Here is a 23430-nt window from a genome sequence, read left to right on the forward strand (position 1 = left end):
CCCCCACCCCATGTCCCGCTTCACCGTCGTTCTCCTCGCCCTGCTTGCGGTCTCCGCCAGCGCCCAACCCGCCTCCCCCTTCGACGCACGCGGCGGGTTTGGGGCTTATGGCAACGCAGCATCGGAGCGGATGCTCTTCCCGCGCGGGTCCGACCCCGCGCTCACGCTCGGCGCTCGGCTCTCGCCACACGTCGAAGTGCAGGTCGGTGTGACCGTCACCGAACGCGAGCGCGTCTCGTTCGAGGCGTTCGACGTGGGGGTCACCGAGCACCAGACACGCCGTGGCGGGGTCGTCGCCGCCCTTACGACCCAGCACCCGTGGGGCGGGGCCGTCATCGAAAGCGCGATGAGCCTCGGCTACGACGACTTCTTGGCCACCCGGACCGAGTTTCGGCCCGACTCCGTCACATTCCCGGGGAGGGACGCCCCCTCATGGTCGGTGTACAGGCTGGCAGGCGTGTCCTCACGGTCGAGCCGTGGGAAGTACGTCCAGGCCGGGGCGCGGGCAGCGGTCGGGTGGCCGCTCGGTCGCGGGCGGCTCCGCACGACGCCGACGCTCGGCGTGGCGGGCTCGCTCGCGGGCCGGGTCGGCGGGACGCGCGAGGCGCAGGGCGCCCGGATCATGCCGTACCTCGCGGTCCCGGTGACGGCCTTCGTGGCGGGCGTCGGCCTGACAGCGACGGCGACGCTCGGCGTGGGCGGCGGCACCCGCGATAGCCGCGCCGGCGTCGAGACGTTCGGCACCGGCGATCGCCCGTCGGACTGGGTCTTCGAGACCGGCGCCTCCTTCCGAGTGGACTTTTGAGCCCTACCTATCCAGCGACGCGCTCCGCGAGGGGCACGACGGCCTCGGCGACCGTCGCCGCGATGATCCGCTGCCCCTCGGCCGTCGGGTGGACGCCGTCGGACTGATTCAGGCGGGACTGCCCCGCGACGCCGTCGAGCAAGAACGGAATGAGCGTGGCGCCGTACGCATCGGCGACCTCGGGGAAGACCGACCGGAACTCGGCGACGTAGCCGGCCCCGTAGTTCGGCATCGCCTCCATCCCGGCGACGACCAGCCGGGCGTCGGGCGCGGCCTGGCGAACGGCGCTCAGAATCGCGCCCAGGTTGTCGCGCATGGCGTCGGGGTCGAGGCCCCGCAGCCCGTCGTTCGCGCCCAGCGCCAGCACGAAGATGTCGGGCGTGGTCTGCTTGAGGGCCCACGCGATCCGCCCGCGCCCGCCCGCCGAGGTCTCGCCGCTGATGCCCGCGTTGACGACCTCGACCGGCACGCCCGCTTGCGACAGCCGCGCGCCGACGAGGGCGGGGTACGCGAGGTCGGGGTCCGGCAGGCCGTAGCCGGCGGTCAGGCTGTCGCCGAAAAAGAGGATGGTCACGGTGTCGTCGTCGGTCGCCACGGTGGGCACGTCGGGGGTGGTGCGGGATTCGGGCGTCGCCGTCGCGCCGGGCTCGGCGGCGAGGCCACGGTCGGCCGGGGCCTCCGGGGCATCGCCGCAACCGGCAGCCAGAAGGGCGAGGGCGAAGAAGACGGTGCGCATGGAACGGCTCGAAGGGCGGACGGGGCACCCAGAACGGGGGCCGACGGTTCCGTCGCGCCCCCTTCGCGAACCCTTCCCCCGGGTCCCCGTACGGACCGCCGCCAGCGTCCCGTTGGCGCTTCTCGCCAGCCCCCCGACCCCTTGAGCGGCCCCGTCCTCTCCGCCCGCGACCTCACCAAGACGTTCTCGAACGCCGGCCGCGACCTCACCGTCCTCGACGGCGTCGACTTCGACGTCCCCGCCGGCTCGACGTGCGCCATCATCGGCCCGTCCGGCAGCGGCAAGACGACGCTGCTCGGCCTCTGTGCCGGGCTCGACCGGCCGACGCGAGGGACGGTCCGGCTGGCGGGCGTGGACTTGGGCCCGCTCGACGAGGACGCCCGCGCCGCGCTCCGCGCTCGCGAGGTCGGGTTCGTGTTCCAGAGCTTTCGCTTGCTGCCCACGCTGACCGCCGCCGAGAACGTGGCCGTACCGCTCGAACTCCGCCGCGAGAAGGGTGCGATGGCGAAGGCGCTGGAGCAGCTCGACCGCGTCGGGCTGGCGGACCGCTCGGGCCACTACCCAACCCAACTGTCGGGCGGTGAGCAGCAGCGTGTGGCGCTCGCGCGTGCCTTTGCCGGCCGCCCCCGCCTCTTGTTCGCCGACGAACCCACGGGCAACCTCGACGCCGAGACCGGCGCCCGCGTCGAGGCCCTGATGTTCGAGCTCAACCGCGAGGCCGGGACCGCGCTCGTCGTCGTCACCCACGACCCCGAGCTGGCGGCGCGGTGCGAGCGGACGATCGCCCTCAAGGCCGGCCGCGTCGACCACGACACCGGCGCGCTAGCCGTCGCCGACGCGCCCCACCAGTCCGCCGCCGCGTGACGGGCGGGGCAACCTGTCGCCACGCCTCCGTGTCCTGTTGCTGATCCTTCGTCGGCGCCTTCCTGCTCCCCTTCGTGTCATCCCGAACGACTGTGAGGGATCTCGACGCGACCCGCCAGCCCCTCCGATCCGGTCCCGACGACGTCCCCCTCGGCGCTGAGATCCCTGGCTCTGCTCGGGATGACAGGGGGCGTGGCGCTCTGAACTCGCACCCGCGGTTCGCAGCCCTCGCCTCGACGGTTCTCGACCCCACCTCCTGCCTCAGACCCCATGTCCCCCCTCCGATTCGCCTGGCAGGACAGCCGCGGGATGCGACGACGGTTGGTGCTGTACGTCTCCGCGATGGCGCTGGGCGTCGCCGCACTCGTCGCCATCCGGTCGTTCGGGGTCAACCTCGAGCGCGCCGTCGAGGAGCAGTCGCGCGAGGTGTTCGGGTCCGACCTCGAGCTCCGCCGCAGCGCCGCCTTCCCCGACTCGCTCACCGCGATTGTCGACTCGCTCGAGGCCGTCACCGGCGCGACCGTCGTCCGCGAGGCGTCGTTCCCGTCGATGGCCCGCTTCCCGGCCTCGGCAGGTGGTGAGGGGCGGACGCGGCTCGTCCAGATCCGCGCGCTCGACGGCCCATACCCGCTCTACGGCCGCGTCGAGTCCACGCCCGCGGAGGCGGCAGCGACGATTGGCCGCGACACGACGGGCGCGCTCGTCGACGCGACGCTCCTCTTGCAGATGGGCGCCAGCATCGGCGACAGCGTAACGGTCGGCGGGCGGAGCTACCTCATCGCCGGGCAGGTCGACGGGGTGCCCGGGCAGACCGACATCGGCGGGCTCGTCGGGCCGCGCGTGTACCTGCCCCTCGAGGCCCTCGACGCCTCGCTCCTGGGCTTTGGCAGCCGCGCCCGCTACTCGATCGGCTTCCGGTTCGAGGACGAGCAGGCCGGGCTCGACGCCACGCTCCCCGTGCTCGACGCCGCCGAGATCCGCTACGAGACGGCGGGCGAGGAGCAGCAGGAGGTGACCGAGGCCTCGGGCTACCTCACGCGCTTCCTGGCGCTCGTCGGCTTCGTGGCGCTGCTGTTGGGCGGGATCGGCGTGGCGTCGTCGGTGAGCGTCTACGTGTCCGAAAAGGCCGAGACCGTCGCCACGCTGCGGTGCCTGGGGATGTCGTCGCGCCGGGTGCTGGTCGCGTACGCGATCCAGGCGCTCGCGCTCGGCTTTGTCGGCGCCGCGCTCGGGGCAGCCCTCGGCGTCGCCGTCCAGCGGCTGTTGCCGATGGTGTTCGCCGGCTTCCTGCCCGTCGACGTCGCGAACCACATCGTGCCGCGCGCGCTGCTCGAAGGGCTGGCGGTCGGGCTCGGGACGGCGCTGCTGTTCGCCCTTCTCCCGCTCGTCGGCGTCCGCCGCGTGCCGCCCCTCCGCGCCCTGCGCGACGACGCCCGTGCGCGCGGCCTCGACCCCGTCCAGCTCGGCCTCGGCGTGCTCCTGGTCGCCGCCGTCGGCGGGTTCGCCTACCTCCAGACGCAATCGTGGATTGGCGCCGCCGCGTTCGTGGGCGGCACCGCCGCCGTCTTCGGGCTGCTGGCGCTGGCGGCCGTGATCGTGCGCGCCGTCGTGCGCCGCGTCGTCCGGCCCGGCCTGCCGTGGGCGTGGCGGCAGGGGCTCTCGAACCTGCACGCGCCCGGCAACCAGACGCTGGTGCTGCTGCTGACGATGGGACTCGGCGTCTTCCTGGTGCTCGCGCTCGGGCTCGTCCAGCGTTCCATTCTCGCCCAGGTCGCCCTGCCCTCCGACGCCGAAGGCGCGCCGGACGTGGTGCTGTTCGACGTCCAGCCCGACCAGCGCGACAGCCTGCGCGCGCTCGTCCAGGGCCTGGGCCTGCCCGTCGTCGACGAGGTCCCGCTCGTCACGATGCGCATCGCCGCCATCGACGGCGTCCCCATCGACACGCTGACCGACCGCTCCGACGACTCGTTCGCCGGCCGCGAGGGCGGCCCGGAGCGGTGGACGCTGACGCGCGAGTACCGCTCGACGTACCGCTCCGAGTTGGTCGACTCCGAAACGCTGACCGCCGGGACGTTCGTCGGCACCGCCCCGGCCGACACCGCCGTCGTGCCGATCTCGCTCGAAGCCGACATCGCGCTCGACCTCGACGTGGCGCTCGGCTCGCGCATCACGTGGTCCGTCAGCGGCGCCGAGATCGAGTCCGAGATCACGAGCCTTCGCGAGGTCGACTGGGCGCGCGTGCAGCCCAACTTCTTCGCCGTCTTCCCCGACGGGCCGCTGGCGGAGGCGCCCCAGACAGCGATCCTCTTGACGCGAGCGGGCACGCCCGAGATGTCCGCCCGGCTCCAGTCCGACGTGGTCGAGGCGTTCCCCAACGTCTCCGCCGTCGACGTGCGGCTGGTGCTGGCCCTCGTCGATCGCGTGCTCGACCGGGTCGCCTTCGTGCTCCGCTTTATGGCCTTGTTCGCCGTCGTCACCGGGCTCGTCGTGCTGGCGGGCGCCGTCCGCGTGGCGCTGGCGCAGCGGACGCGCGAGTCGGTCGTGCTGCGAACCCTCGGTGCCAGCCGGGCGGACGTGCGGCGGATCCTGGTGGCCGAGTACGCCCTGCTCGGCGTGCTCGCGGCGCTGACGGGCGGACTGCTGGCGGTCGCCGGGGCGTGGGGGCTGGCGCGGTTCGCGTTCAACATCCCGTTCGTCCCGGACGTGTCGTGGCTGCTGTGGGCGCTCGCCGTCGTGCCGCTGCTGACGGTCGCGGTCGGGCTGGCGGGAAGCCGGGGCGCGCTGCGCCAGCCGCCGCTCGCGGTGTTGCGGGCCGAGGGATGATCCCGCTCCCTCGGTGCTGAGGCGGCCACGCGGAACGCGATCGTTCCCGATCAGGCTCCTGAACGCGGCTGCGCGTCGTGGACCGCGCGTGTTCCGATAGAGCATCCGTCCTCCCACCCCGCCCATGCGTGTCCTCCTGCTCCTCGCCCTCTGCGCCACTGCCGCCGACGCGCAGCCTGAGCGACGCCACCGGCTGGTCTCCGCGCCCCTCGCGATCACGCTCCCCGCGGACTTCGAGACGCGCGACGAGGCGGCCGTCGGCGAGACGGCCCTCGCCGCGGAGACCTCGGTCCAGATCTTCAGCCGCGTAGGCGTGGACCACAGCCCGAACACGTACGTGATCGTCGAGACGCACCGCGGGCTCTCAACGCTCCAGCGGTTCCTGTTCCGCCGGGGCGTCGGCCTCCAGCGGCAGACGCCGTCCATCGCGTTCGAGCGAATCGACCTGGCCCGGCTCCCGCTTGCGAAGGCGTTGGCAGCCTCCGCCGGCTCGGCGTTCGTCGCTACCCGTGAGGCGGACCGGTCGTCCGTCGGCGTGGTGGTCCGCGGCTGCGAGGGCGAGGTGTGCTACGCCGTCATGGCGAGCGGGCCGAGCGGCCCGGCTGCCGACGGGATGACCTACGCTCCGCTCCTTGCAGGCCTCGAGGTCACCGACTGACACCCCCCGCCTCAGCGCCGTCACTGAGGAGGGGGCGTCGATTCGTCAATACGCCTCCACGTGAACGCCGGCTACGGCCCGGCCGGACGGGTCTGCCGACGCCTCGAACGAGGCGTCCCACGCCAGCGCCTCCGGCGTGCTGCACGCGACCGACTTGCCGCTCGGGACCGTCAGCGCACACGCGTCGTGCGGGTAGTGCTCCTCGAAGATGGTCCGGTAGAGGTAACCCTCCTTGGTGTCCGGCGGGTGGATCGGGAAGCGGAAGGCGGCGGCCTCGAGCTGCTCGTCGGTCACCAAGTCCTCCGCGCGGGCCTTGAGCGAGTCGATCCACGAGTAGCCGACGCCGTCGGAAAACTGCTCCTTCTGGCGCCACGCGACGGACGCGGGCAGCATGTCCTCGAAGGCTTGGCGCAGGATGTGCTTTTCCATCTTGCCGCCGGTCGGCCGCTTGGCCTCCGGGTTGAGGCGCATCGCCACGTCCCAAAACTCCTGATCGAGGAACGGGACGCGGGCCTCGACGCCCCAGGCCGCCATCGATTTGTTGGCCCGCAAGCAGTCGAAGAGGTGGAGCCGCTCCAGCTTGCGGACGGTCTCTTCGTGGAACTGCTCGGCGTCGGGGGCCTTGTGGAAGTAGAGGTAGCCACCGAAGATCTCGTCGGCTCCCTCGCCCGAGAGCACCATCTTGATGCCCATGGCCTTGATGCGCCGCGCCATCAAGAACATCGGCGTCGCGGCGCGGATCGTCGTCACGTCATACGTCTCGAGATGGCGGATGACCTCGGGAATGGCGTCGATCCCCTCCTCGACGGTGAAGTGCAACGTGTGGTGCTCGGTCCCGATGTGCGCCGCGACCTCCTTGGCCGCCGCGAGGTCGGGCGAGCCCTCCAGACCGATGGCGAACGAGTGGAGGTGCGGCCACCAGGCTTCGGTCTCGTCGTCCGCCTCGACGCGCTTGTGCGAGTACTGCTGGGCGATCGCCGCCGTGACCGACGAGTCGAGCCCGCCCGAGAGCAGCACGCCATAGGGCACGTCGGTCATCAGCTGGCGCTTGACGGCCGCGTCGAGCGCGGCGCGGACGTCGGCCGGATCGGCGGGGTTGTCGGCAACGGCGTCGTAGTCCATCCAGTCGCGTGTGTAGTAGCGCACCGGGTGGCCGACGGCGCTGTCCCAGACGTGGCCGGGCGGGAACGTCTCGATCTGCTTGCAGACCGGCACGAGCGCCTTCATCTCCGACGCCACGTACAACGTGCCGTGCTCGTCGCGACCGGTGTAGAGCGGCATCACGCCGTGCGGGTCGCGCGCGATGAGGTAGCGGTCGGTCTCGGAATCCACCAACACGAAGGCGAAGATCCCCGTCAGCTGATCCAGGAAGTCGGCGCCGTGCTCGCGGTAGAGCGCCAGGATGACCTCGCAGTCGGACTCGGTCTGGAAGTCGAACGGCTCCTCCAGCCCGGCCCGCAGCGCGCGGTGGTTGTAGATCTCGCCGTTGACCGCGAGCGCGTGCGTGCCCTCGGGGTTGAGTAGCGGCTGCGCGCCGTGGATCACGTCGACGATCGCGAGCCGCTCGTGCGCAAGCACGGCGCGGTCGGTCGCGTAGACGCCCGACCAGTCGGGGCCGCGGTGGCGCTGGAGGCCAGAGAGGCGGACGGCCGTCGCGCGGGCGGCGGCGGGGTCGGTCTGGAGGTCGAGGAGGCCGAGGATGGAGCACATGGGCTCGGGGAGTGTGAGGCGAGCCGCGGTCGCGGCATAAAAAAAGCGGCCCCTCCGGTGTGGAGGGGCCGCTCGAATCGGGGTGGACGGTCCGCCGGACCTACGCACGCCAACACTCGCGCCTCCCTCGGGAGACTCGATTGCGATTGACGATATTGAGGATGCGGGTCACGGCGGGCGCCGATGGGGTGGTGCTACGGTAGGGACCGGGGCGCCAAGAGTCAAGGGCGTCCCGGTCATTCGCCCCTACGAAGTCGGCTCGCCGCCGGTCACGCCGAAGACCTCGCCGGTGATGTAGCCCGACTCCTGGGTCGCCAGGAACACGAAGGTCGGGGCGATCTCGGCGGGCTGGCCGGGGCGGCCGTACGGGACCTGCTCGCCGAACGTCTCGACCTTGTCCTGCGGCTGGCCGCCCGAGGGCTGGAGCGGCGTCCAGAAGGGGCCCGGCGCGACCGCGTTGACGCGGATCCCGTCCTCAATGGCCTGCTTCGCGAGCGCCTTTGTAAACCCGATGATGGCCCACTTGGTGGAGGCGTAGTCGAGCAACCCCGGCGATGGACTGTAGCCCTGGATCGAGGTCACGTTGATGATGGAGGCGCCCGCCGGGAGGTGCGGGAGCGCCGCCTTCGACAGCCAGAACATGGCGTAGACGTTCGTCTTGTAGGTCTGGTCGAACTGCTCGGTCGTGATGTCCTGGATCGACTCCTGGTAGACCTGCTTGCCGGCGTTGATGACGAGCACGTCGAGCCCACCGAGCGCCTCCCGGGCGTCGTCGATGAGCCGGGTGCAGAACGCCTCGTCAGTCAAGTCGCCGGGGAGCCGGACGAGCGTGCCGCCCTCGGACTCGATCAGCTCCGCCAGCGACGCGGCGTCGGGGCTCTCGGCGTCGAGGTAGTTGATGGCGACGGCCGCGCCCTCGCGGGCGTAGGCGATGGCGGTCGCGCGACCGATGCCGGAGTCGCCGCCGGTGATGAGCGCCTTGCGGCCCTCCATCCGGCCGAACCCGCGGTAGCTGTCCTCGCCGTGGTCGGGGACCGGGTCCATCTTCGGGGTCAGGCCCGGCGCGGGCTGAGGCTGGCGCGGGAACGGCGGGGCCGGGTACTGGCTCCGCGGGTCCTGCATGGCGTACTGGTTGGGCGTCTTGGACATGGAAAGAGGGGGAAGAGAGGGGCCCTCATGAATGCCATCAGGGCCGGCGGGGTTGCCCGCCGCGCGGCGCCGGAGGCCGCCGCTAGCTTCCGGGCTTTCCCCCGTCCCCGCCCGTGCCCACTCCGTCGCCCTCTCGGTTCCGCTCCCTTCTCGCGCCGCTGGCGCTCCTTTTCGCCACCGCCGCCAGCGCCCAGGTCCCGACACCCGCCGAGCACCTCGGCTATGACCTCGGCGACCGCTTTACCCCGCACCACCGCGTGGTCGACTACGTCGAGGCCGTCGCCGCCGCGTCGCCGTTCGTGGCCGTCGAGCGGTACGGCGAGACGCCCGAGGGGCGGCCGCTGCTGGTCGCCATCGTCGCCGACAGCCCTGGGGCCGCCGAGGCCGCTCGCGCGAGCGCCGTCGGGGCGTCGCGGGGCGAGGGCCCGCCGACGCGGCCCGTCGTGTGGCTGAGCTACAACGTGCACGGCGACGAGGCCGTGAGCACCGAGGCCGCCATGCAAACGCTCTACGACCTGACCCAGAGTCCCGACCTGCTGGGGGACGTGGTCGTGGTCCTCGACCCGTGCCTGAATCCGGATGGCCGCGACCGCTACGTCTCAGGCTACCAGCAGCGCCGCGGCGCCCGGCCCGACGCCGACCCCGACGCCCGCGAGCACGACCAGCCGTGGCCCGGCGGGCGCTACAACCACTACCTCTTCGACCTCAACCGCGACTGGGCCTGGGGCACGCAGCCCGAGACGCGCGCCCGGCTCGCGCTCTACAACCGCTGGCTCCCCGCCGTCCACGTCGACTTCCACGAGCAGGGCGTCGACAGCCCGTACTACTTCGCGCCAGCCGCCGAGCCCTTCCACCCGCGCATCACGCCGTGGCAGCGCGCCTTCCAGACGCGGATCGGGCAGGCGAATGCGCGCGCCTTCGACCGCGAAAACTGGCTCTACTTCACCAAGGAGGTCTTCGACCTGTTCTACCCCGGCTACGGCGACACGTGGCCGACCTTCAACGGCGCCGTCGGGATGACGTACGAGCAGGGCGGCTCGGGCCGCGCCGGGCTCGCGATCGAGACGGCCGAGGGCGACACGCTGCGGCTGGCGGACCGGATCGCGCACCACGTCGCGTCGGGGATGGAGACCGTCCGCACGACGGCCCGCCACGCCGACGAGGTGACGCGCGAGTTCGCCGCCAGCTTCGCCACGCCCCCCGCTGGCGCCCGCGCGTATGTCGCCAGCGGAGACGCCGACCGGTTGCAGGGACTGGCGGCTCTCTTGGATCTACAAGGCATCGCCTACGGCTGGGCCCGGGGCGGCAGCGCCCGGGGCGTCCGCTACGCCGGGGGCCTCGACGCGCCGACGGAGGCCGAGCGCGTCGACGTGGCGGCGGGCGCGCTCGTGGTCGACACGCGCCAGCCCAAGGGCCGGCTCGCGGCCGTCCTGTTCGAGCCCGAACCCGCGCTCGTCGACTCGGTCACGTATGACGTGACGGCGTGGGCGCTGCCCTACGTTTACGGCGTCGAGGGGCTCGCGGCCAACGACGCCGTCCCAACCGGCGGCCCGGCGCCGACCGAAGCCACGCTGCCCAGCGGCCGCCCGTACGCCTACGCCGCCGACTGGCGCGCCGCCAGCGACGCCCGCTTCCTGGCGCGGCTCCTCCGCGACGGCGTCGGCGTCCGCATCATCCCCGAGCCGTTCCGCGCCGGGGGCCGCGACTTCGGGCGCGGGGGGCTCGTCATCACGCGAGCCGGGAACGCGCGCTTGGGGGATCGCTTCGACGCGGTCGTGCGGCGCGCGGCGACCGAGACCGGCGAGTCGCTGGCGGCGCTCGCGGGCGGCTTCGCCGAGACCGGCCCGGACGTGGGCTCGAACCGCGTCGGCTTCGTCCGCACCCCGCACGTCGCCGTGCTGGCCGACACGCCCGTCTCCCCGACCGCACTCGGCGAGGTGTGGCACTGGTTCGACGCCGTCGTCGAGTACCCGGCCACGCAGCTTACCGCCGAGCGGTTTTCCGCCAGCGACCTCGACGGCGTCGATGTGCTCGTGATGCCCGACGGCGGCTACGGGTCGTGGCTGACGAGCGACCGCGCCGAGACGATCCGGAGTTGGGTCCGCGCCGGCGGGCGGCTGGTGGCGATGGAGCGGGCCGCGACCGCGTTCGCCGGCAAGGACGGCTTCGGCCTCAAAGAGCGCAAGGCGGCCGAGCCCGATTCGACCAGCGAGGCCCGGCTGGTCCGCTACGGCGACCGCGACCGCCGCGGCGTCTCCGAGAGCGTCCCCGGCGCCGTCTACCGCGTCGCCCTCGACGGCTCGCACCCGCTCGCGTTCGGCTATCCCGACTGGACGTACGTCGTCAAGCGCCGCGTCGCGCCGGTCGAGTTCCTCGCGTCCGACGACCGGTGGAACGTGGGCGTCGTCCGCAGCGGGGCGCCAGCGGCCGGGTTCGCGGGCGCCGAGGCGCAGGCCCGACTCGAAGACTCCCTCGTGTTCGGCGTCGAGGAAATGGGCCGTGGGCAGGTCGTGTACCTCGTCGACAGCCCCCTCTTCCGCGGCTTCTGGGCCGACGGCCAGTTGCTGTTCGCGAACGCCGTCTTTGGACTGAGCGCGATGTAGCCCCGATCTTGCGGTCTCCGCCCCGCCCTCCCATGCCCGACCCTCGCACGCCTTCCGCCCGGACCGCCGGGACCATCGCCGTGGCCGTCGGTGGCGTCGCGCTCGTGGGGTACGCCCTGCTCGGCGCCTCGCCCGAGTCGCCGGACCTCCCGTCGGGCCGGCTGGCGCTGGCGGCGCTGCTCGTCATCGCGGGCGTGGCCGTCCGGCAGGAGCACGGGCCGTCGTGGCTCCGCTTCGTAGCCGCCGGGCTGTCGGGGCTGGTGGTCGCGGACCTGGTGATCCGGTTGATGGGCGGATAGAGGCGCCGCGGGTGGCGCGCGAAGACGGGAGGAACACGGGCATTCGGGCTTGGGCCACCCCCGGATGCCCACTAGATTCGGGGTTCTGTCCAAAGCGGCCCCGCCCGAACATGCAGTCCGACATCCACCCCGACTACCCGCTCATCACCGTCACCCTCGCGGACGGCACTGAGTTCCAGACGCGCTCGACGATGAGCAAGGACCTCAAGTCTGAGGTCGACTCGTCGAACCACCCGTTCTACACGGGCAAGAAGACGATGGTCGACACCGCCGGCCGCGTGGAGAAGTTCATGCGCCGCTACGGCAAGTCGCAGGCCAAGCAGGCCGTCGCCGCCCAGGAGGAGGCCGACGCTGACGAGGCCGCCCGTGAGGCCGCCCAGGCCGAGGCGGAGGCCTAAGCCTCCCCCGCCGATCCAGTCCGCGAGGCGGGCGGCCGTGGGCCGCCCGCCTCGTCTCGTTTGGGCCGCCTGCCCGATCTTCCGCCGACCGCCCCCCCGCCCCCCCCCGTGTCCGACTTCAACGCCGTCCGCCTTATCACTGCCAAGCGCGATGGTGGCGCCCTCGCCCCCGAATCGATCGTCGACCTGATCGACGCGTACACCGCGGGCAACGTGCCGGACTACCAGATGGCGGCGTTCCTGATGGCCGGCTTCCTCCAGGGCTTCGACGACGACGAGGCGCTGGCGCTGACCGAGGCGATGCTCCACAGCGGCACCGTCCTGGACCTCAGCGACGTGCCCGGCGTCAAAGTCGACAAGCACTCGACGGGCGGCGTCGGCGACAAGGTGTCGCTCGTGCTGGCACCGCTCGTGGCCGCGTGCGGCGTGCCCGTCCCGATGATCTCGGGCCGCGGCCTGGGCCACACCGGCGGCACGCTCGACAAGCTGGAGGCCATCCCCGGCTTCGACGTGACCCTCGACATCCCGCGCTACCGCGAGGTGCTCGCAGCCGTCGGCGCGGTCCTCATCGGGCAGACCGGCGAGATCGCGCCGGCCGACAAGAAGCTCTACGCGCTCCGCGACGTGACGGCGACCGTCGAGTCGATCCCGCTCATCGCCGCCAGCATCCTGTCCAAAAAGCTCGCCGAGGGCATCGACGCGCTCGTGCTCGACGTCAAGACGGGGCGCGGGGCGTTCATGAAGAGCGAGGCGCGCGCGCGCGAACTCGCCGAGACACTCGTCCGCGTCGGCCGCCAGTTCGGGACGCCGACCGTCGCGCTCCTCACCCAGATGGACGTGCCGCTCGGCCGGGCCATCGGGAATGGTCCCGAGACCGCCGAGGCCATCCGGATTCTGCGCAACGAGACGCCCGCCGGCGGGCCGTGCCCGGACGTGATCGACGTGACGCTGGCGCTGGCCGGGGAGATGCTGTGGCTGGGCCGGGCCGCCGAGTCGCCCGACGCGGGGCGCCGCATGGCAAGCGTCGCCCTCCGCGACGGCTGGGCGTTCGGGGTCTTCCAGGAGATCGTGGCCGCCCAGTCCGGCGACGCGTCCGTCCTCGACGACCCCGACCGGCTGATGGGCGAGCCCGTGGCGACGGTCGTTGCGGACGCCGGCGGCTTCGTCGCCGACATCGACCCGCTCGCGCTCGGCTACGCGGCCGTCGATTTGGGCGCCGGCCGCGCGAAGAAAGAGGACGACGTGGACCCCAAGGCCGGGTTCGTGCTGCACGCTCGCCCAGGCGAGCGCGTCGAGGCCGGCCAGCCGCTCGCCCAGATCTACGCCTCCGACCCCGACCGCGCCGACATCGACGCCGTCCGCGCCGCGTTCACGCTCGCCGACACGCCACCCTCCGCCGCCCCGCTGCTGCTCGACCGCTTCGACGGGACAGCTTGGGAGTCGGAGAATGGGGGCCAAGGAACGGAGGGCTAGGCAGCGCGGAGTACGCCGCTCCCGCCCGACGGCGCCCTTCTCTCTGCCCCTTCGCCATTCCAGCGAGCGCACTGCGCCCCCACAACCATTCTGCCGGTCGCACCGTAGGAGCCGTCTCCTGCGCCGACACGTACCTTTCGGCGCCCGACCCCACCCGCCTAGTCTCTGCCATGTGGAAGCGTTTCTCCCGTCTCATGAAGTCGCTGTTCGGCGGCGCCATCTCCGCGATGGAGGACCCCCGTCTGATCCTCGAGCAGAATATGCGCGAGCTGAACGACCAAGTCCCCAAGATGAATGAGAACATTGCGACGGTGAAAGCCAACGTGATGCTTCTCCAGAAAGAGCACCGCAAGTACACCGCGGAGCAGTTGTCGATCACCAGCAAGATCAAGGCGGCCATCCAGGCCGGCCGCGACGACATCGCCCAGCGCTATGCCGTCCAGCTCCAGGGCATCAAGGAGGCGCAGGTGCGGACCGGCGAGCAGCTCGAGTTCGCCGAGCAAGCCTATGAAAAGGCGCTCCAGGTCAAAAAGGCCTTCATGCGCGAGCGCGAAAAGAAGATCGGCGAGGCCAAGGAGGCCCTGCGCGCCCACGAGCGCGCCAAGTGGCAGGCGAAGATCGCCGACACACTTGAGCAGTTCGAGGTCGCCGGCGTCGACTCGACGCACGACGAGATGGTGCGCCGGGTCAACGAGCAGTCGGCCAAGAACGAGGCGCGGATGGAGATGGCGCTCGACTCCATCGACACCGAGTCGATGCAGATCGAGGAGGACGCCCAGGAGCTCCAGGCCGCCGAGCTCGTCAAGCAGTTCAAGCTGGAGATGGGCATGAACGAACCGGCCGAGGCCGCGCCCGCACCCCAGATCCAGATCCCGGAGGCCGATGCCCCCGTCGCCGATGCCCCGGCCGACCGCGACCGCCAGCGGACGCAGTAGCGAGGGCACGAGGCAAGGGAAACAGGCAAGGGGCGTTCTCCTTGCATCCTCCCTCGCCCCTTGCCCCACCCCTCTCGCCCTACCACCATGGACAAGTCCGAGTTCGAACGGCTCAAGGCCGAAGAGAAGGCGCACCTCCAGCAACTCCGCGCCCTCAAGCAGCAGCACCGCGGCGCTCAGCGGACGGCCTCGACGGCCAAGGCGCTCGGCGCCATGACCGACCGGACCGCCAGCGACAACCTCGACGCGGCGACCGACAAGCTCTACCGCGACGCCGCCCTCGCCGAGGCCCGCTTTGACCTCGCCACGGAGGGCCACGCCCCCGTCACCGGCAACGTGGACGAGGTCGACCGCGAGGCGCTCGCGAAGGCCGAAGCCGAGGCGCTCGTTCGCCAGATGAAGGCCCAGATGGGCGGCGGCGGCGACCCGTCGTCGGCCGAGGCCGCCCGCACCGCCGGCTCCGCCTCGACGCGGACACCCGGCGCGCCCGCGGGCGAGAAGTCCATCGGACGCACCCCCCCGCCGGCTGACGAACCGCCCCCTGCGGCCAGCCGCGACCCCAAATCCATCGGCCGCCAGCGTTAGCGCGTGGGGCGTAGACCGTGGGCTCTCCCCCCTCCACGCCCCACGAACCACCCACCCCATGCCCGACGAGTCGATCAATTTCACGAAGGAGGCGTTCATGAGCCCGGTCAACCTGGGCTTCCTGATCTTGGCGCTCGTCCTCGCCCTGATGACGGGCGGCGTGGCCGCCAACGTCCTGCTCGTCTTCGCCGCGGCGGCCGAGCTGATGTACCTCGGCACGCTGCCGCGCAACGAGCGCTTCAAGCGCGCCGTCCGCGCCCGCAAGATCGACGAGCGGCGCAAGGCGCCCCGCGACCGCGAGGTCTTCCGGACGCTCGCCAAGGATGACCAGAAGCGCTACGTCCGCTTCCGGAACATGGAGAAGGCCATCAAAGACAACTACGCCAAGCTCCCGTACTCCTCGCAGGGCCTGCTGACGGCCCACCTCAAGAAGCTTGACGGGCTCCTCGACGCACACCTCAACCTGCTCCAGCTCAAAGAGCGCTACGTCCAGTTCGCCCGGCGGACGGGCGAGAACGACATCGTGCGCGCCATCACGGCGTTGCAGAACGAGATGCAGGCCGACCCGCCCCGCGTCCGTGCCATCAAGCAGCGGCGGCTGGCGATCCTTGAAAAGCGGCTCGACCGGTTCAAGAAGGCCGGCGAGAACCTGGCCATCATCGAGGCCCAGCTCGAGACCATCGAGGACGTGACGCGCTACGTCTACGAGCAGTCGCTGACGATGCAGAACCCCGAGGAGGTCTCGTTCCAGCTCGACACGCTGATGAGCGAGGTCGAGGAGACGCAGCACTCGATGGAAGTGCTCGACGAAACCTTGGGCGTCGGCGGGCTCACGGAGCTCGACCTGGAGGCATTCGAGGCCTCGCCGGCCGGCGAGATGGGCCGGATCGAGGACCGCATCGACGCGGGGTTGCTCGACGACCTCGACGACGTACTCGGCGACGCGACGGACACCGAGGCCGAGCAGCGTCGTCGTCAGCGCGAGGGATGATGGCCCGCGCCGCTCGCGAGGCTTGAGGCGCGAGGCGTGTGGCACGGGCAGAGGCGCCCGACCGCTGCGCCCGCCCGGCTTGCGACGTCCCCGACCTCTCCTCTGCCCCCTTTCCCCGCCCCCCATTCCCGATGGACTTCCAGACCCTGACCGCCGAGACCGACGCCGACGGCATCCTGACGATCACACTCGACCGCCCCGACGCGCTCAACGCGCTCAGCCAGCGGTTGGTCGCCGAGCTCTCGAAGGCGCTCCGGCTGGCGCGCGGCGAGGACGTGCGCGGCGTCATCATCACCGGGGCGGGCGAGAAGGCGTTCGCGGCGGGCGCCGACATCTCGGAGTTCGCGGGCATGGAGCCGCTCGACGCCCACCGCTTCGCCGCGCGCGGGCAGGCCGTCTTCAACAGCATCGAGACCCTGCCCAAGCCCGTCGTGGCGGCCGTCAACGGCTTCGCGCTGGGGGGCGGGTGCGAACTGGCCATGGCCTGCCACCTGCGCGTGGCGTCGGAGAACGCACAGTTCGGGCAGCCCGAAGTGCAGCTCGGCCTGATCGCGGGGTTCGGCGGCACGCAGCGCCTGCCCCGGCTCGTCGGCCGGGGGATCGCGACCGAGATGCTGCTCACCGGCGACCGCGTCTCGGCCGACCGCGCCTACGAGATCGGCCTCGTCAACCGCGTCGTCCCGGCCGCCGAGCTGATCGAGACGGCCCGCCAGCTCATCCTGACGATCGCCGCGAAGGCGCCCGTCGCCGTGGCCATGACGCTCCAGGCGGTCCGCGCGTCTGACCTCCCGCTCCCCCAGGGTCTCCAGCAGGAGGCCGCCCTGTTTGCCCAGTGCGCGGCCACGGAGGACTTCGCCGAGGGCGTGATGGCGTTCCTCGAACGCCAGACCCCGGAGTTTACAGGCCGCTGATGCGGCCGGGGAGCGAGGCACGAGGGATGAGGGACGCGTTCCTGATGCCTCATGCCTCGCTCCTCATTCCTCTCCCATGACCGTCTTCCTCATCCTGCTGATGCTGGCGCTGAGCGCGTTTTTCTCGGGCTCCGAGATCGCGTTCGTGACCGCCAACCGGCTCAAGACGCAGGCGCGGGCGCGCCAGGCGGGCTGGCTGGGGACCGTCGTGCAGGAGTTCATGGACGACCCCGGCACGTTCCTGACGACCACGCTCGTCGGCAACAACATCGCCCTCGTCGTCTACTCGACGCTGATGAGCTTGGCGTTGGAGCCGCCGCTCACGCGCTTTTTCGGCGACACCGTTGGGCTGGCGGAGACCGGCGCGGCTGTGCTGACCACGCAGACCATCATCGCCGCCGTCATCGTGCTCGTGATCGGCGAGGTGATCCCCAAGTCCCTGCTGCGCCAGCCGCCCATCCGCGTGCTCTTCCTGCTCGCGGCGCCGCTCAAGCTGACGTACGGCGTGTTCTGGCTGCTCATCAAGGCCGCCGGCTGGGTGAGCGGGCTGTTCGTCCGCATCGCCGACGGCGAGGGCACGACGGTCCAGCAGTTTTTGCGCCGCGACTTTGAGCTGGCGATCCGCGAAAGCCGAGAGACGGGCACGCTCGACCTGGACGAGGAGGAGTCCGAGATCTTGACGAATGTCTTCGAGCTCCGCTCGCTGCGCGTCAAGGACTCCATGATCCCGCGCACCGAGATCCGCGCGGTCGACGAAACGGCGACCATCGAGGAAGTCCGCCAGACGTTTATCGAGACCGGCTTCAGCCGCCTGCCGGTCTATCACGAAAACGTCGACCGGATCGTCGGGGTCGTCCTCGCGCACGACCTCTTCCACGCCCCGGAGACGCTGAGCTCGATTCTGCGCCCCGCCCGCGTCGTGCCGGACTCGAAGCCCGCTCGCGACCTCCTGTTCGACTTCCTTCAAGGCGGGGCCACGCTGGCGGTCGCCGTCGACGAGTACGGCGGGACGGCCGGGATCGTGACGCTGGAGGACCTGCTCGAAGAGCTCTTCGGCGACATCCGCGACGAACACGACGCCGCCGCCGCCCCCATCCGCCGCGTCGACGACCGGACCGTTCTCGTGCACGGCCGCGTGGAGTTAGAGGCCCTCGAAGACGCCGTTGGCATCGTGCTCGACGACGGTGACTACGATACGGTCGCAGGCTTCGTGCTCGCGCACGTCGGCAACGTGCCCGACGAACGCGACGCATTCGACCACGCGGGCTTCCGATTTACGGTCATCACTGCCAGCCAGAGCCGCATCGACGCCGTCCGTATCGAGCGGTTGTAGCTCGCTACGCTCGCGGGAAGGAGGGATGGGGAGCGCGGAGCTGGCAGAGGCGACCAACCGCACGCTCCAAACAGTCGGCGCGGCAATATTTAGTCCCACGTCTCACGTCCTGCAACCCCGTGCTCGTCCTCGACATCGGCAACTCGTCCGTGAAGGCGGCTGTCTGGGGCGGTGGCTGGGGCCCCGTTTCACGGTTCGCTTGCGATACCGCCAGCCCCGACGTGTGGCGGGACCGGCTCGCGAGCGTGGGCCCGACCGACCGGGCGGCGTTGGCGTCGGTCGTCCCACGCCTGACGCCGGTACTGGCGCATGTGACGGCGGAGCTCACCGGTCGGGCTCCGTTCGTCGTCTCCACCGAGGCCGCCCTCCCCTTCCGGCTGGCGTACGAGACGCCGCACACGCTCGGCACCGACCGGCTGGCGGCGGCGGTCGCCGCGCACGCGCTCGCCGACGGCCGCGCCGTGATCGCCGTCGACGCGGGCTCGACGGTCACGACCGAGGTCGTCTCGGCCGAGCCCGCCTACCTCGGGGGCGCCATCGTGCCGGGCCCCGACCTCCTTCTCCGCTCGCTCGCGCGCGACACGGGACAGCTCCCCGACGTGCCGTGGCCCGCCGCCCTCGCGCCGGTCGGCGCCTCGACCGTCGGCGCCATTCAGTCCGGCGTGGGGGTGCTCCTCGCCGACGGCGTCGCGGGGCTTGTGAAGCGGACGCGCCAGGCCCTGGGCGGGGACGCGCTCGTAGTGGCCACCGGCGGCTGGGCCGACTGGCTGGCGACGCACACCGGCGAAATTACCCGAGTGGACCCGATGCTTGTCCTCGATGGCATCCGGCTGCTGGCGGAGCGCTCGCACTAGCCGCGGTCCCGGTCGAGCAGCGAGTCGACGCGCGCCAGCACCATGTCGATGGCGACCTCGTTGCGGCCGCCGCGGGGAATGATCACGTCGGCGTGTCGCTTCGAGGGCTCGACGAACTCGAGGTGCATCGGCCGGACGGTCCGCCGGTACTGCGCCAGCACCGACTCGACGGACCGACCGCGCTCGTGGAGGTCGCGCTCCATCCGTCGCATCAGCCGCACGTCGGGCGCGGCGTCGACGAACAGCTTGACGTCCATCCGTTGGCGAAGCTCCGGCTCTGCGAGGACCAGGATGCCCTCGACCAAGATGACAGGCCGGGGGGCGAGTCGCTCCGTCGCCTCCAACCGGCTGTGCGTCTCGAACGAGTACGTCGGCTTCTCGATCGCCTCGCCCGCCAGCAGGCGGTCGAGGTGGGCCACCATCAGGTCGGTCTCGAGCGCGTCCGGGTGGTCAAAGTTGAACCGCGCCCGCTGGTCGGGCGACAAGTGATCGAGCGGGCGGTAGTACGCGTCGTGATCCAGGAGCGCGATCCGCCGCGTGCCGAACCGCTCCATCACGCGGCGCTGGACCGTCGTCTTTCCCGAACCGGACCCCCCGGCGATCCCGATGACGACAGACATGGTTGGAGGGGCAAGGGGGATCGGGGACGGGGCAAGGGGTCGGAGCCAGGGGGTCGCCTGCCTCATTCCTCATGCCCGTTGCCCTCTTAGTCGTCGTCCTCTTCGCGGGCGCGCTTGGCGGCAGCGGCCTCCGCCTCGGCCTGGGCGCGGGCCTTGCGGCGGGCGGCGCGGCGTGTCTCCCAACCCGGGCTCGACACCATCACGACGGTGCCGCTTCCGGCTTCGTCGAGCTCGGTCGCCTCGTGGTCGACCTCGTAGCCGTCCGGCGGTTCCCACAAGTTGAGCGCGTCCGCACTGTCGGCCGTTTCATTCACGATGTAGGCCACCAGCGAGCCGCGCAGCTCCTTGACGCCGTGCGAGACGGCCGCCCGCTCGCCCGCCTCGTCCTCCCGGTAGAACTTGATGCGGATCATCCGGCCGTACGTGGCCGTGTCGTCCCATGCCGCCTCGTGCGAGGCCGGCAGCAGGTTCCAGACGGCGTGCCCGTCGACCAGCTTGTTGAGCTCTTTCGAGAGGGGCTCGCGCCAGTACGTCGACGCTTTGCCCATGCCCTCCACCTTGGCGTCCATCTTGAGCCGGTAGTCCGGGATCAGATCGTCCGGGCGGAGGAGGCCGAACAGGCCTGAGAAGATGACGCCGTTCTCCAGCAGGCGGCGCTGGGAGCCCGTCGGGAGCCCGGCGAAGTCCATCGCGGAGTACATCACGCCTGGCCCGTAGCGATCGACCGCGGCCATGAGCGGGCTCCGATAGATGCCGAGGTTGGCGTCCACGGCCTGCTGGAGCGTGTCGCCCTTGACGCCGAAGAGCGTTGAGAGCGAGGCGTCGTCGGCCTTCCGGATCTCGGCCTGCAGGGCGTCGATGAGCGCGCGGCGCTCCGGGTTTAGGTCCGAAAAGTAGTTGAAGGTGTTCGACGAGCGGTAGTCGAACATGTCGGGCGCCAGGGGATTCCCCCCGGGCTCCTTGCCCTCCGCACTGGGGAGGAGAATCGTAAAACGCAACGTGTGCCGGGGAGAGAGGAGGGCGGGGCGCTAGGCGCCGTCGCCGGAGCGGCCGAGGCGGGCCTGCGAGATCAAGGCGTCGGCTTCGGACAGGAGATCTTCGGCCTGCTGGCGGGCGTCGGCGACGAGCGCGTCGGCGCGGGCCCGAGCATCGTTGGAGTCGCCGGACCCGTCGAGACGGTCGACAACAGCCGCGAGGTCACCGGCCCAGCGGTCGAGGAGATAGGCGGCGCGGCGACGGAGCTGGCGCCCCTCGTCGGGGGCGAGCAGCAGGCCGACGGTGACGCCAGCAGCACTTCCAACGAGGAACCCCCAGATGGAGGCGCGGACGGCTCGACTACGCTGACTCATGATGGGTCGGGGGGGGGACGGCTTGCAAGATAACGGCGGACCGGCAGGGACAATCCCGAAACAGGCCGCCTCCACCCTGGGAGACGGCCTGGCTCGGCAGATTCGGAGAGGCCACCCGCGGTGAACAGGGGGGCCGAAGGCCTAGCGGCCCTTCTTCTTGTGGCGGTTCTTCCGGAGCCGCTTTTTCCGCTTGTGGGTCGCGATCTTGTGTCGCTTACGCTTTTTGCCGCAGGGCATAGGGTTGGCCGAGGCTGGTTGAGTGATCGGAACGGGCCGTAGAGAGCAAAGGTAGGGCCCGGCACGCTCGTCCGTCGCGAGCGGCCCTCTCCTGACCGAGGTTTCACGCGGCATCCGCCCCGTCGCGCGGTTGTGATCCGTTTTGAGCCTTCGCGGGTGGACACACCCGGTCATGGCGTAGCGGATCGGCGACGCGCGTGTCCCCTGTGCAGGACAGATCACGGCACGCTCGCGGACGCGGCCCTCGATTCGAGCGCGCCGGCGCTGTTCACAGCGCTGGACGCGGGGTTGGCACGCCCATTGTTTAGAAACAACGCATACCGGGCAGTGCTCGGGGTGAAAGAGCGATACCAGTGCGATCGGGCTTCGGCCCCCGCACACGTCGGGCGGACACGCACGGGTGAGCGTGTCCGCCCGGCTTTTTTTTGCCCCTGCCACCAGCGGCCCTCGCGACGTACCCTCGGGCATGATGGTCCGTGCCGCTGCCCTCCTCCTGCTCGCCGCTACGCTCGCCGCGTGCGCGCCCCGGCTGAGCCCGCCCTACCGCGACTACGAGATCCGCGCCACGGAACCGGACGTGACCGCACGCTTGCGAGAAGCCGTCGCCGCCGCTGGATGGACGCTCGCCGAGTCGCTCGACCCCGCCATTGTGACCACGGCCTCGCGTGACGTCGGCGCTGGCCTCACCTCATCGACCTCGGCCGCGCTCGACTTGGTGCCACTCGACGGAGGCTTCATCAGGGTCTACGTCCGCGCCGAACGCCGGTCCATCTTGGGCGGCCGCTCGAAGGTCTACGCGCTCGACGGCCCGATGCGCCAGCGGATCCTTGGCCCGCTCTCCGAGGCGCTCGCCGAGCGCGGCCTGGTCCCCCTCGGGACGCCACGCGATCGGGATGAAGACGCGACGGACTAGGCACCGCTCCGTCTGTGCGTACGTTGTGTCTCCATCGAGGGCCTCGGCTCGCGACTGTTCTTTGGGGATGACACGGTTTCGACGAGAGACGTGTGCGGCAGGCTGCGCGCCGGGTGGTTTCCGATACGCCCGCAAGACCCATCGGAACGCAATTGTAGCTGCGAACGACTACTCCTACTCGCTGGCCGCGTAACCACGCCGCTAGCTGTCTCGTGAGACGGACGCTCACTATCGCTTCACGAGACACCGACTAGAGTGAGCTGGTCCCGAAGGCTCCGGCTGAGCATGACGGACGAGACCCAATCAGCCTGCGCCCTTCCGGAAGCCCGTCAGCGGGCCATGCCGGTTGGGCAAAGACTTTGAAACGCTGACTACGCGCGTAGACGCCTGGACTGTAGCGTCTCTCGGACCCGGGTTCGACTCCCGGCATCTCCACCCCTGAAAGCCCGCATCTTGTTGCCTAGCAACCGGATGCGGGCTTTTGGCTTTTCGGGGGTTAAGGTATTGGGTAAGGTTTCGCCACGCCACCCCCTGCCATGCCCACGACCAACATCGACCGGGCCACCCTGTACGCCCAGGTTTGGGAGACCCCACTCCGCCGGCTCGCCCCGACGTACGGCATCACCGACGTCGCTCTCAAGAAACAGCCTGGGCCGACCAATCGCTACAAGTCTCCATGCCCCTACCGAGCTGATCTGACCCCGGCTTGATGACCACAGCACGCAGGGTTACTCTCCGTTAGACGCCATAGTCGTGGGTGCCGTAGAAAAAGCCTCCGTAGCTCGGTCCCGGTGCCACCGGATCAAGGCAGCTCGCTCGGTAGGCATAGGGACTTTCCTCGACCACCGAACAGGCCTTTCGGTCGTTCGCCTAGTTGAGCTACGCCGCCGCCACGTGCGCTCGGCTGATCGCGACGTGGACCTCCTCGGCGTCGCCTCCCGTCACGCCGTACTAGAGGACGGTGCCCGTGCCGCAGGCGTCGGACTCCAACCGGATCAAAGCGGCGACCCACAGGGCTTCCTTAGGCGGGGGCTTGCCGAGTGGATGCCTCTCCGCCTACGTGCCCGTCCGGTAGGGCACTTTGAGGAAGGAAAAGCCGGAGGTGGAGGTGTCGAGTCGAGCATTTAGCCTGCCCCCTCGCTCTGGATCTCCTCCGCTGCCCGAGCCCGCGGGTTTGGGCGACA

General features: G+C 71.0%; 21 protein-coding genes and 1 other RNA gene. 16 read left to right on the forward strand and 6 right to left on the reverse strand.

Annotated elements, in window-relative coordinates:
* Positions 1-10: 10 nt before the first annotated feature.
* Positions 11-805 (forward strand): hypothetical protein, encoded by a 795-nt coding sequence (locus tag ACLII4_RS16780; protein ID WP_412068544.1) that lies wholly within the window; start codon positions 11-13, stop codon positions 803-805.
* 7 nt (positions 806-812) lie between these two features.
* On the opposite strand, the gene ACLII4_RS16785 is transcribed toward ACLII4_RS16780, so the two are convergent.
* Complete coding sequence (locus tag ACLII4_RS16785) at positions 813-1541, reverse strand: arylesterase (protein ID WP_412068545.1); 729 nt, start codon at positions 1539-1541, stop codon at positions 813-815.
* A 141-nt stretch (positions 1542-1682) separates the two neighbouring features.
* On the opposite strand from ACLII4_RS16785, the gene ACLII4_RS16790 reads away from it, so the two are divergent.
* The 3 genes from ACLII4_RS16790 to ACLII4_RS16800 all read left to right on the forward strand — a co-directional run bounded on the left by ACLII4_RS16790 (position 1683) and on the right by ACLII4_RS16800 (position 5886).
* Entirely contained in the window at positions 1683-2405 is a 723-nt protein-coding gene (locus ACLII4_RS16790; protein ID WP_412068546.1) for an ABC transporter ATP-binding protein, read from the forward strand.
* A 270-nt stretch (positions 2406-2675) separates the two neighbouring features.
* Complete coding sequence (locus ACLII4_RS16795) at positions 2676-5228, forward strand: ABC transporter permease (RefSeq protein WP_412068547.1); 2553 nt, start codon at positions 2676-2678, stop codon at positions 5226-5228.
* 124 nt (positions 5229-5352) lie between these two features.
* Positions 5353-5886: a hypothetical protein gene (locus ACLII4_RS16800; RefSeq protein ID WP_412068548.1), complete on the forward strand. Its 534-nt coding sequence runs from the start codon at positions 5353-5355 to the stop codon at positions 5884-5886.
* 45 nt (positions 5887-5931) lie between these two features.
* Here ACLII4_RS16800 and asnB read toward each other — a convergent pair whose 3' ends face one another.
* Positions 5932-7596 carry an asparagine synthase B gene (gene asnB, locus ACLII4_RS16805; protein WP_412068549.1) on the reverse strand — a complete coding sequence of 555 codons (1665 nt, stop codon included), beginning with the start codon at positions 7594-7596 and terminating at the stop codon, positions 5932-5934.
* Between the two features lie 246 nt (positions 7597-7842).
* The gene (locus ACLII4_RS16810; RefSeq protein WP_412068550.1) at positions 7843-8745 is read right to left on the reverse strand and encodes an SDR family oxidoreductase; all 903 of its coding nucleotides are present in this window, start codon (positions 8743-8745) and stop codon (positions 7843-7845) included.
* 113 nt (positions 8746-8858) lie between these two features.
* On the opposite strand from ACLII4_RS16810, the gene ACLII4_RS16815 reads away from it, so the two are divergent.
* From ACLII4_RS16815 to ACLII4_RS16860, 10 genes are all read left to right on the forward strand, one after another.
* Positions 8859-11348, forward strand: coding sequence for a M14 family zinc carboxypeptidase (locus ACLII4_RS16815; RefSeq protein WP_412068551.1), 2490 nt, complete (start codon positions 8859-8861; stop codon positions 11346-11348).
* A 32-nt stretch (positions 11349-11380) separates the two neighbouring features.
* A complete protein-coding gene (locus ACLII4_RS16820; RefSeq protein ID WP_412068552.1) occupies positions 11381-11647 on the forward strand; it encodes a hypothetical protein in 267 nt (88 codons plus the stop codon).
* Positions 11648-11757: 110 nt separating this feature from the next.
* Positions 11758-12045, forward strand: a complete 288-nt coding sequence (gene rpmE / locus ACLII4_RS16825) for a 50S ribosomal protein L31 (protein WP_412068553.1) — start codon at positions 11758-11760, stop codon at positions 12043-12045.
* 108 nt (positions 12046-12153) lie between these two features.
* Complete coding sequence (locus tag ACLII4_RS16830; RefSeq protein WP_412068554.1) at positions 12154-13518, forward strand: thymidine phosphorylase; 1365 nt, start codon at positions 12154-12156, stop codon at positions 13516-13518.
* Between the two features lie 170 nt (positions 13519-13688).
* Positions 13689-14453: a PspA/IM30 family protein gene (locus ACLII4_RS16835; protein WP_412068555.1), complete on the forward strand. Its 765-nt coding sequence runs from the start codon at positions 13689-13691 to the stop codon at positions 14451-14453.
* An 87-nt stretch (positions 14454-14540) separates the two neighbouring features.
* Positions 14541-15038: a hypothetical protein gene (locus tag ACLII4_RS16840; RefSeq protein WP_412068556.1), complete on the forward strand. Its 498-nt coding sequence runs from the start codon at positions 14541-14543 to the stop codon at positions 15036-15038.
* Positions 15039-15096: 58 nt separating this feature from the next.
* Entirely contained in the window at positions 15097-16029 is a 933-nt protein-coding gene (locus ACLII4_RS16845; protein ID WP_412068557.1) for a hypothetical protein, read from the forward strand.
* Between the two features lie 131 nt (positions 16030-16160).
* Positions 16161-16940, forward strand: coding sequence for an enoyl-CoA hydratase/isomerase family protein (locus tag ACLII4_RS16850; RefSeq protein ID WP_412068558.1), 780 nt, complete (start codon positions 16161-16163; stop codon positions 16938-16940).
* Positions 16941-17016: 76 nt separating this feature from the next.
* Complete coding sequence (locus ACLII4_RS16855; protein WP_412068559.1) at positions 17017-18273, forward strand: hemolysin family protein; 1257 nt, start codon at positions 17017-17019, stop codon at positions 18271-18273.
* Positions 18274-18392: 119 nt separating this feature from the next.
* A complete protein-coding gene (locus ACLII4_RS16860; RefSeq protein ID WP_412068560.1) occupies positions 18393-19127 on the forward strand; it encodes a type III pantothenate kinase in 735 nt (244 codons plus the stop codon).
* On the opposite strand, the gene udk is transcribed toward ACLII4_RS16860, so the two are convergent.
* The 3 genes from udk to ACLII4_RS16875 form a co-directional block, all read right to left on the reverse strand.
* Positions 19124-19747, reverse strand: coding sequence for a uridine kinase (gene udk / locus ACLII4_RS16865; RefSeq protein ID WP_412068561.1), 624 nt, complete (start codon positions 19745-19747; stop codon positions 19124-19126). The two genes, ACLII4_RS16860 and udk, sit on opposite strands and share 4 nt — an antisense overlap.
* An 86-nt stretch (positions 19748-19833) precedes the next feature.
* Positions 19834-20745, reverse strand: a complete 912-nt coding sequence (locus ACLII4_RS16870; protein ID WP_412068562.1) for a YaaA family protein — start codon at positions 20743-20745, stop codon at positions 19834-19836.
* Between the two features lie 30 nt (positions 20746-20775).
* The gene (locus tag ACLII4_RS16875) at positions 20776-21096 is read right to left on the reverse strand and encodes a YtxH domain-containing protein (protein WP_412068563.1); all 321 of its coding nucleotides are present in this window, start codon (positions 21094-21096) and stop codon (positions 20776-20778) included.
* A gap of 703 nt (positions 21097-21799) precedes the next feature.
* On the opposite strand from ACLII4_RS16875, the gene ACLII4_RS16880 reads away from it, so the two are divergent.
* Positions 21800-22246 carry a hypothetical protein gene (locus ACLII4_RS16880; RefSeq protein ID WP_412068564.1) on the forward strand — a complete coding sequence of 149 codons (447 nt, stop codon included), beginning with the start codon at positions 21800-21802 and terminating at the stop codon, positions 22244-22246.
* A 63-nt stretch (positions 22247-22309) separates the two neighbouring features.
* Positions 22310-22684, forward strand: a transfer-messenger RNA (tmRNA) gene (gene ssrA, locus ACLII4_RS16885).
* Positions 22685-23430: the final 746 nt, after the last annotated feature.

Source organism: Rubrivirga aquatilis (genome assembly GCF_046845665.1).
Lineage (GTDB): Bacteria > Bacteroidota > Rhodothermia > Rhodothermales > Rubricoccaceae > Rubrivirga.

Bases quoted from the DNA above. Each gene is read 5' to 3' on its own strand.
- ACLII4_RS16780 (WP_412068544.1), top strand. From the start codon at position 11: ATGTCCCGCTTCACCGTCGTTCTCCTCGCCCTGCTTGCGGTCTCCGCC.
- ACLII4_RS16785 (WP_412068545.1), bottom strand. From the start codon at position 1,541: ATGCGCACCGTCTTCTTCGCCCTCGCCCTTCTGGCTGCCGGTTGCGGC.
- ACLII4_RS16795 (WP_412068547.1), top strand. From the start codon at position 2,676: ATGTCCCCCCTCCGATTCGCCTGGCAGGACAGCCGCGGGATGCGACGA.
- ACLII4_RS16800 (WP_412068548.1), top strand. From the start codon at position 5,353: ATGCGTGTCCTCCTGCTCCTCGCCCTCTGCGCCACTGCCGCCGACGCG.
- asnB (WP_412068549.1), bottom strand. From the start codon at position 7,596: ATGTGCTCCATCCTCGGCCTCCTCGACCTCCAGACCGACCCCGCCGCC.
- ACLII4_RS16810 (WP_412068550.1), bottom strand. From the start codon at position 8,745: ATGTCCAAGACGCCCAACCAGTACGCCATGCAGGACCCGCGGAGCCAG.
- ACLII4_RS16820 (WP_412068552.1), top strand. From the start codon at position 11,381: ATGCCCGACCCTCGCACGCCTTCCGCCCGGACCGCCGGGACCATCGCC.
- rpmE (WP_412068553.1), top strand. From the start codon at position 11,758: ATGCAGTCCGACATCCACCCCGACTACCCGCTCATCACCGTCACCCTC.
- ACLII4_RS16835 (WP_412068555.1), top strand. From the start codon at position 13,689: ATGTGGAAGCGTTTCTCCCGTCTCATGAAGTCGCTGTTCGGCGGCGCC.
- ACLII4_RS16840 (WP_412068556.1), top strand. From the start codon at position 14,541: ATGGACAAGTCCGAGTTCGAACGGCTCAAGGCCGAAGAGAAGGCGCAC.
- ACLII4_RS16845 (WP_412068557.1), top strand. From the start codon at position 15,097: ATGCCCGACGAGTCGATCAATTTCACGAAGGAGGCGTTCATGAGCCCG.
- ACLII4_RS16850 (WP_412068558.1), top strand. From the start codon at position 16,161: ATGGACTTCCAGACCCTGACCGCCGAGACCGACGCCGACGGCATCCTG.
- ACLII4_RS16855 (WP_412068559.1), top strand. From the start codon at position 17,017: ATGACCGTCTTCCTCATCCTGCTGATGCTGGCGCTGAGCGCGTTTTTC.
- udk (WP_412068561.1), bottom strand. From the start codon at position 19,747: ATGTCTGTCGTCATCGGGATCGCCGGGGGGTCCGGTTCGGGAAAGACG.
- ACLII4_RS16875 (WP_412068563.1), bottom strand. From the start codon at position 21,096: ATGAGTCAGCGTAGTCGAGCCGTCCGCGCCTCCATCTGGGGGTTCCTC.
- ACLII4_RS16880 (WP_412068564.1), top strand. From the start codon at position 21,800: ATGATGGTCCGTGCCGCTGCCCTCCTCCTGCTCGCCGCTACGCTCGCC.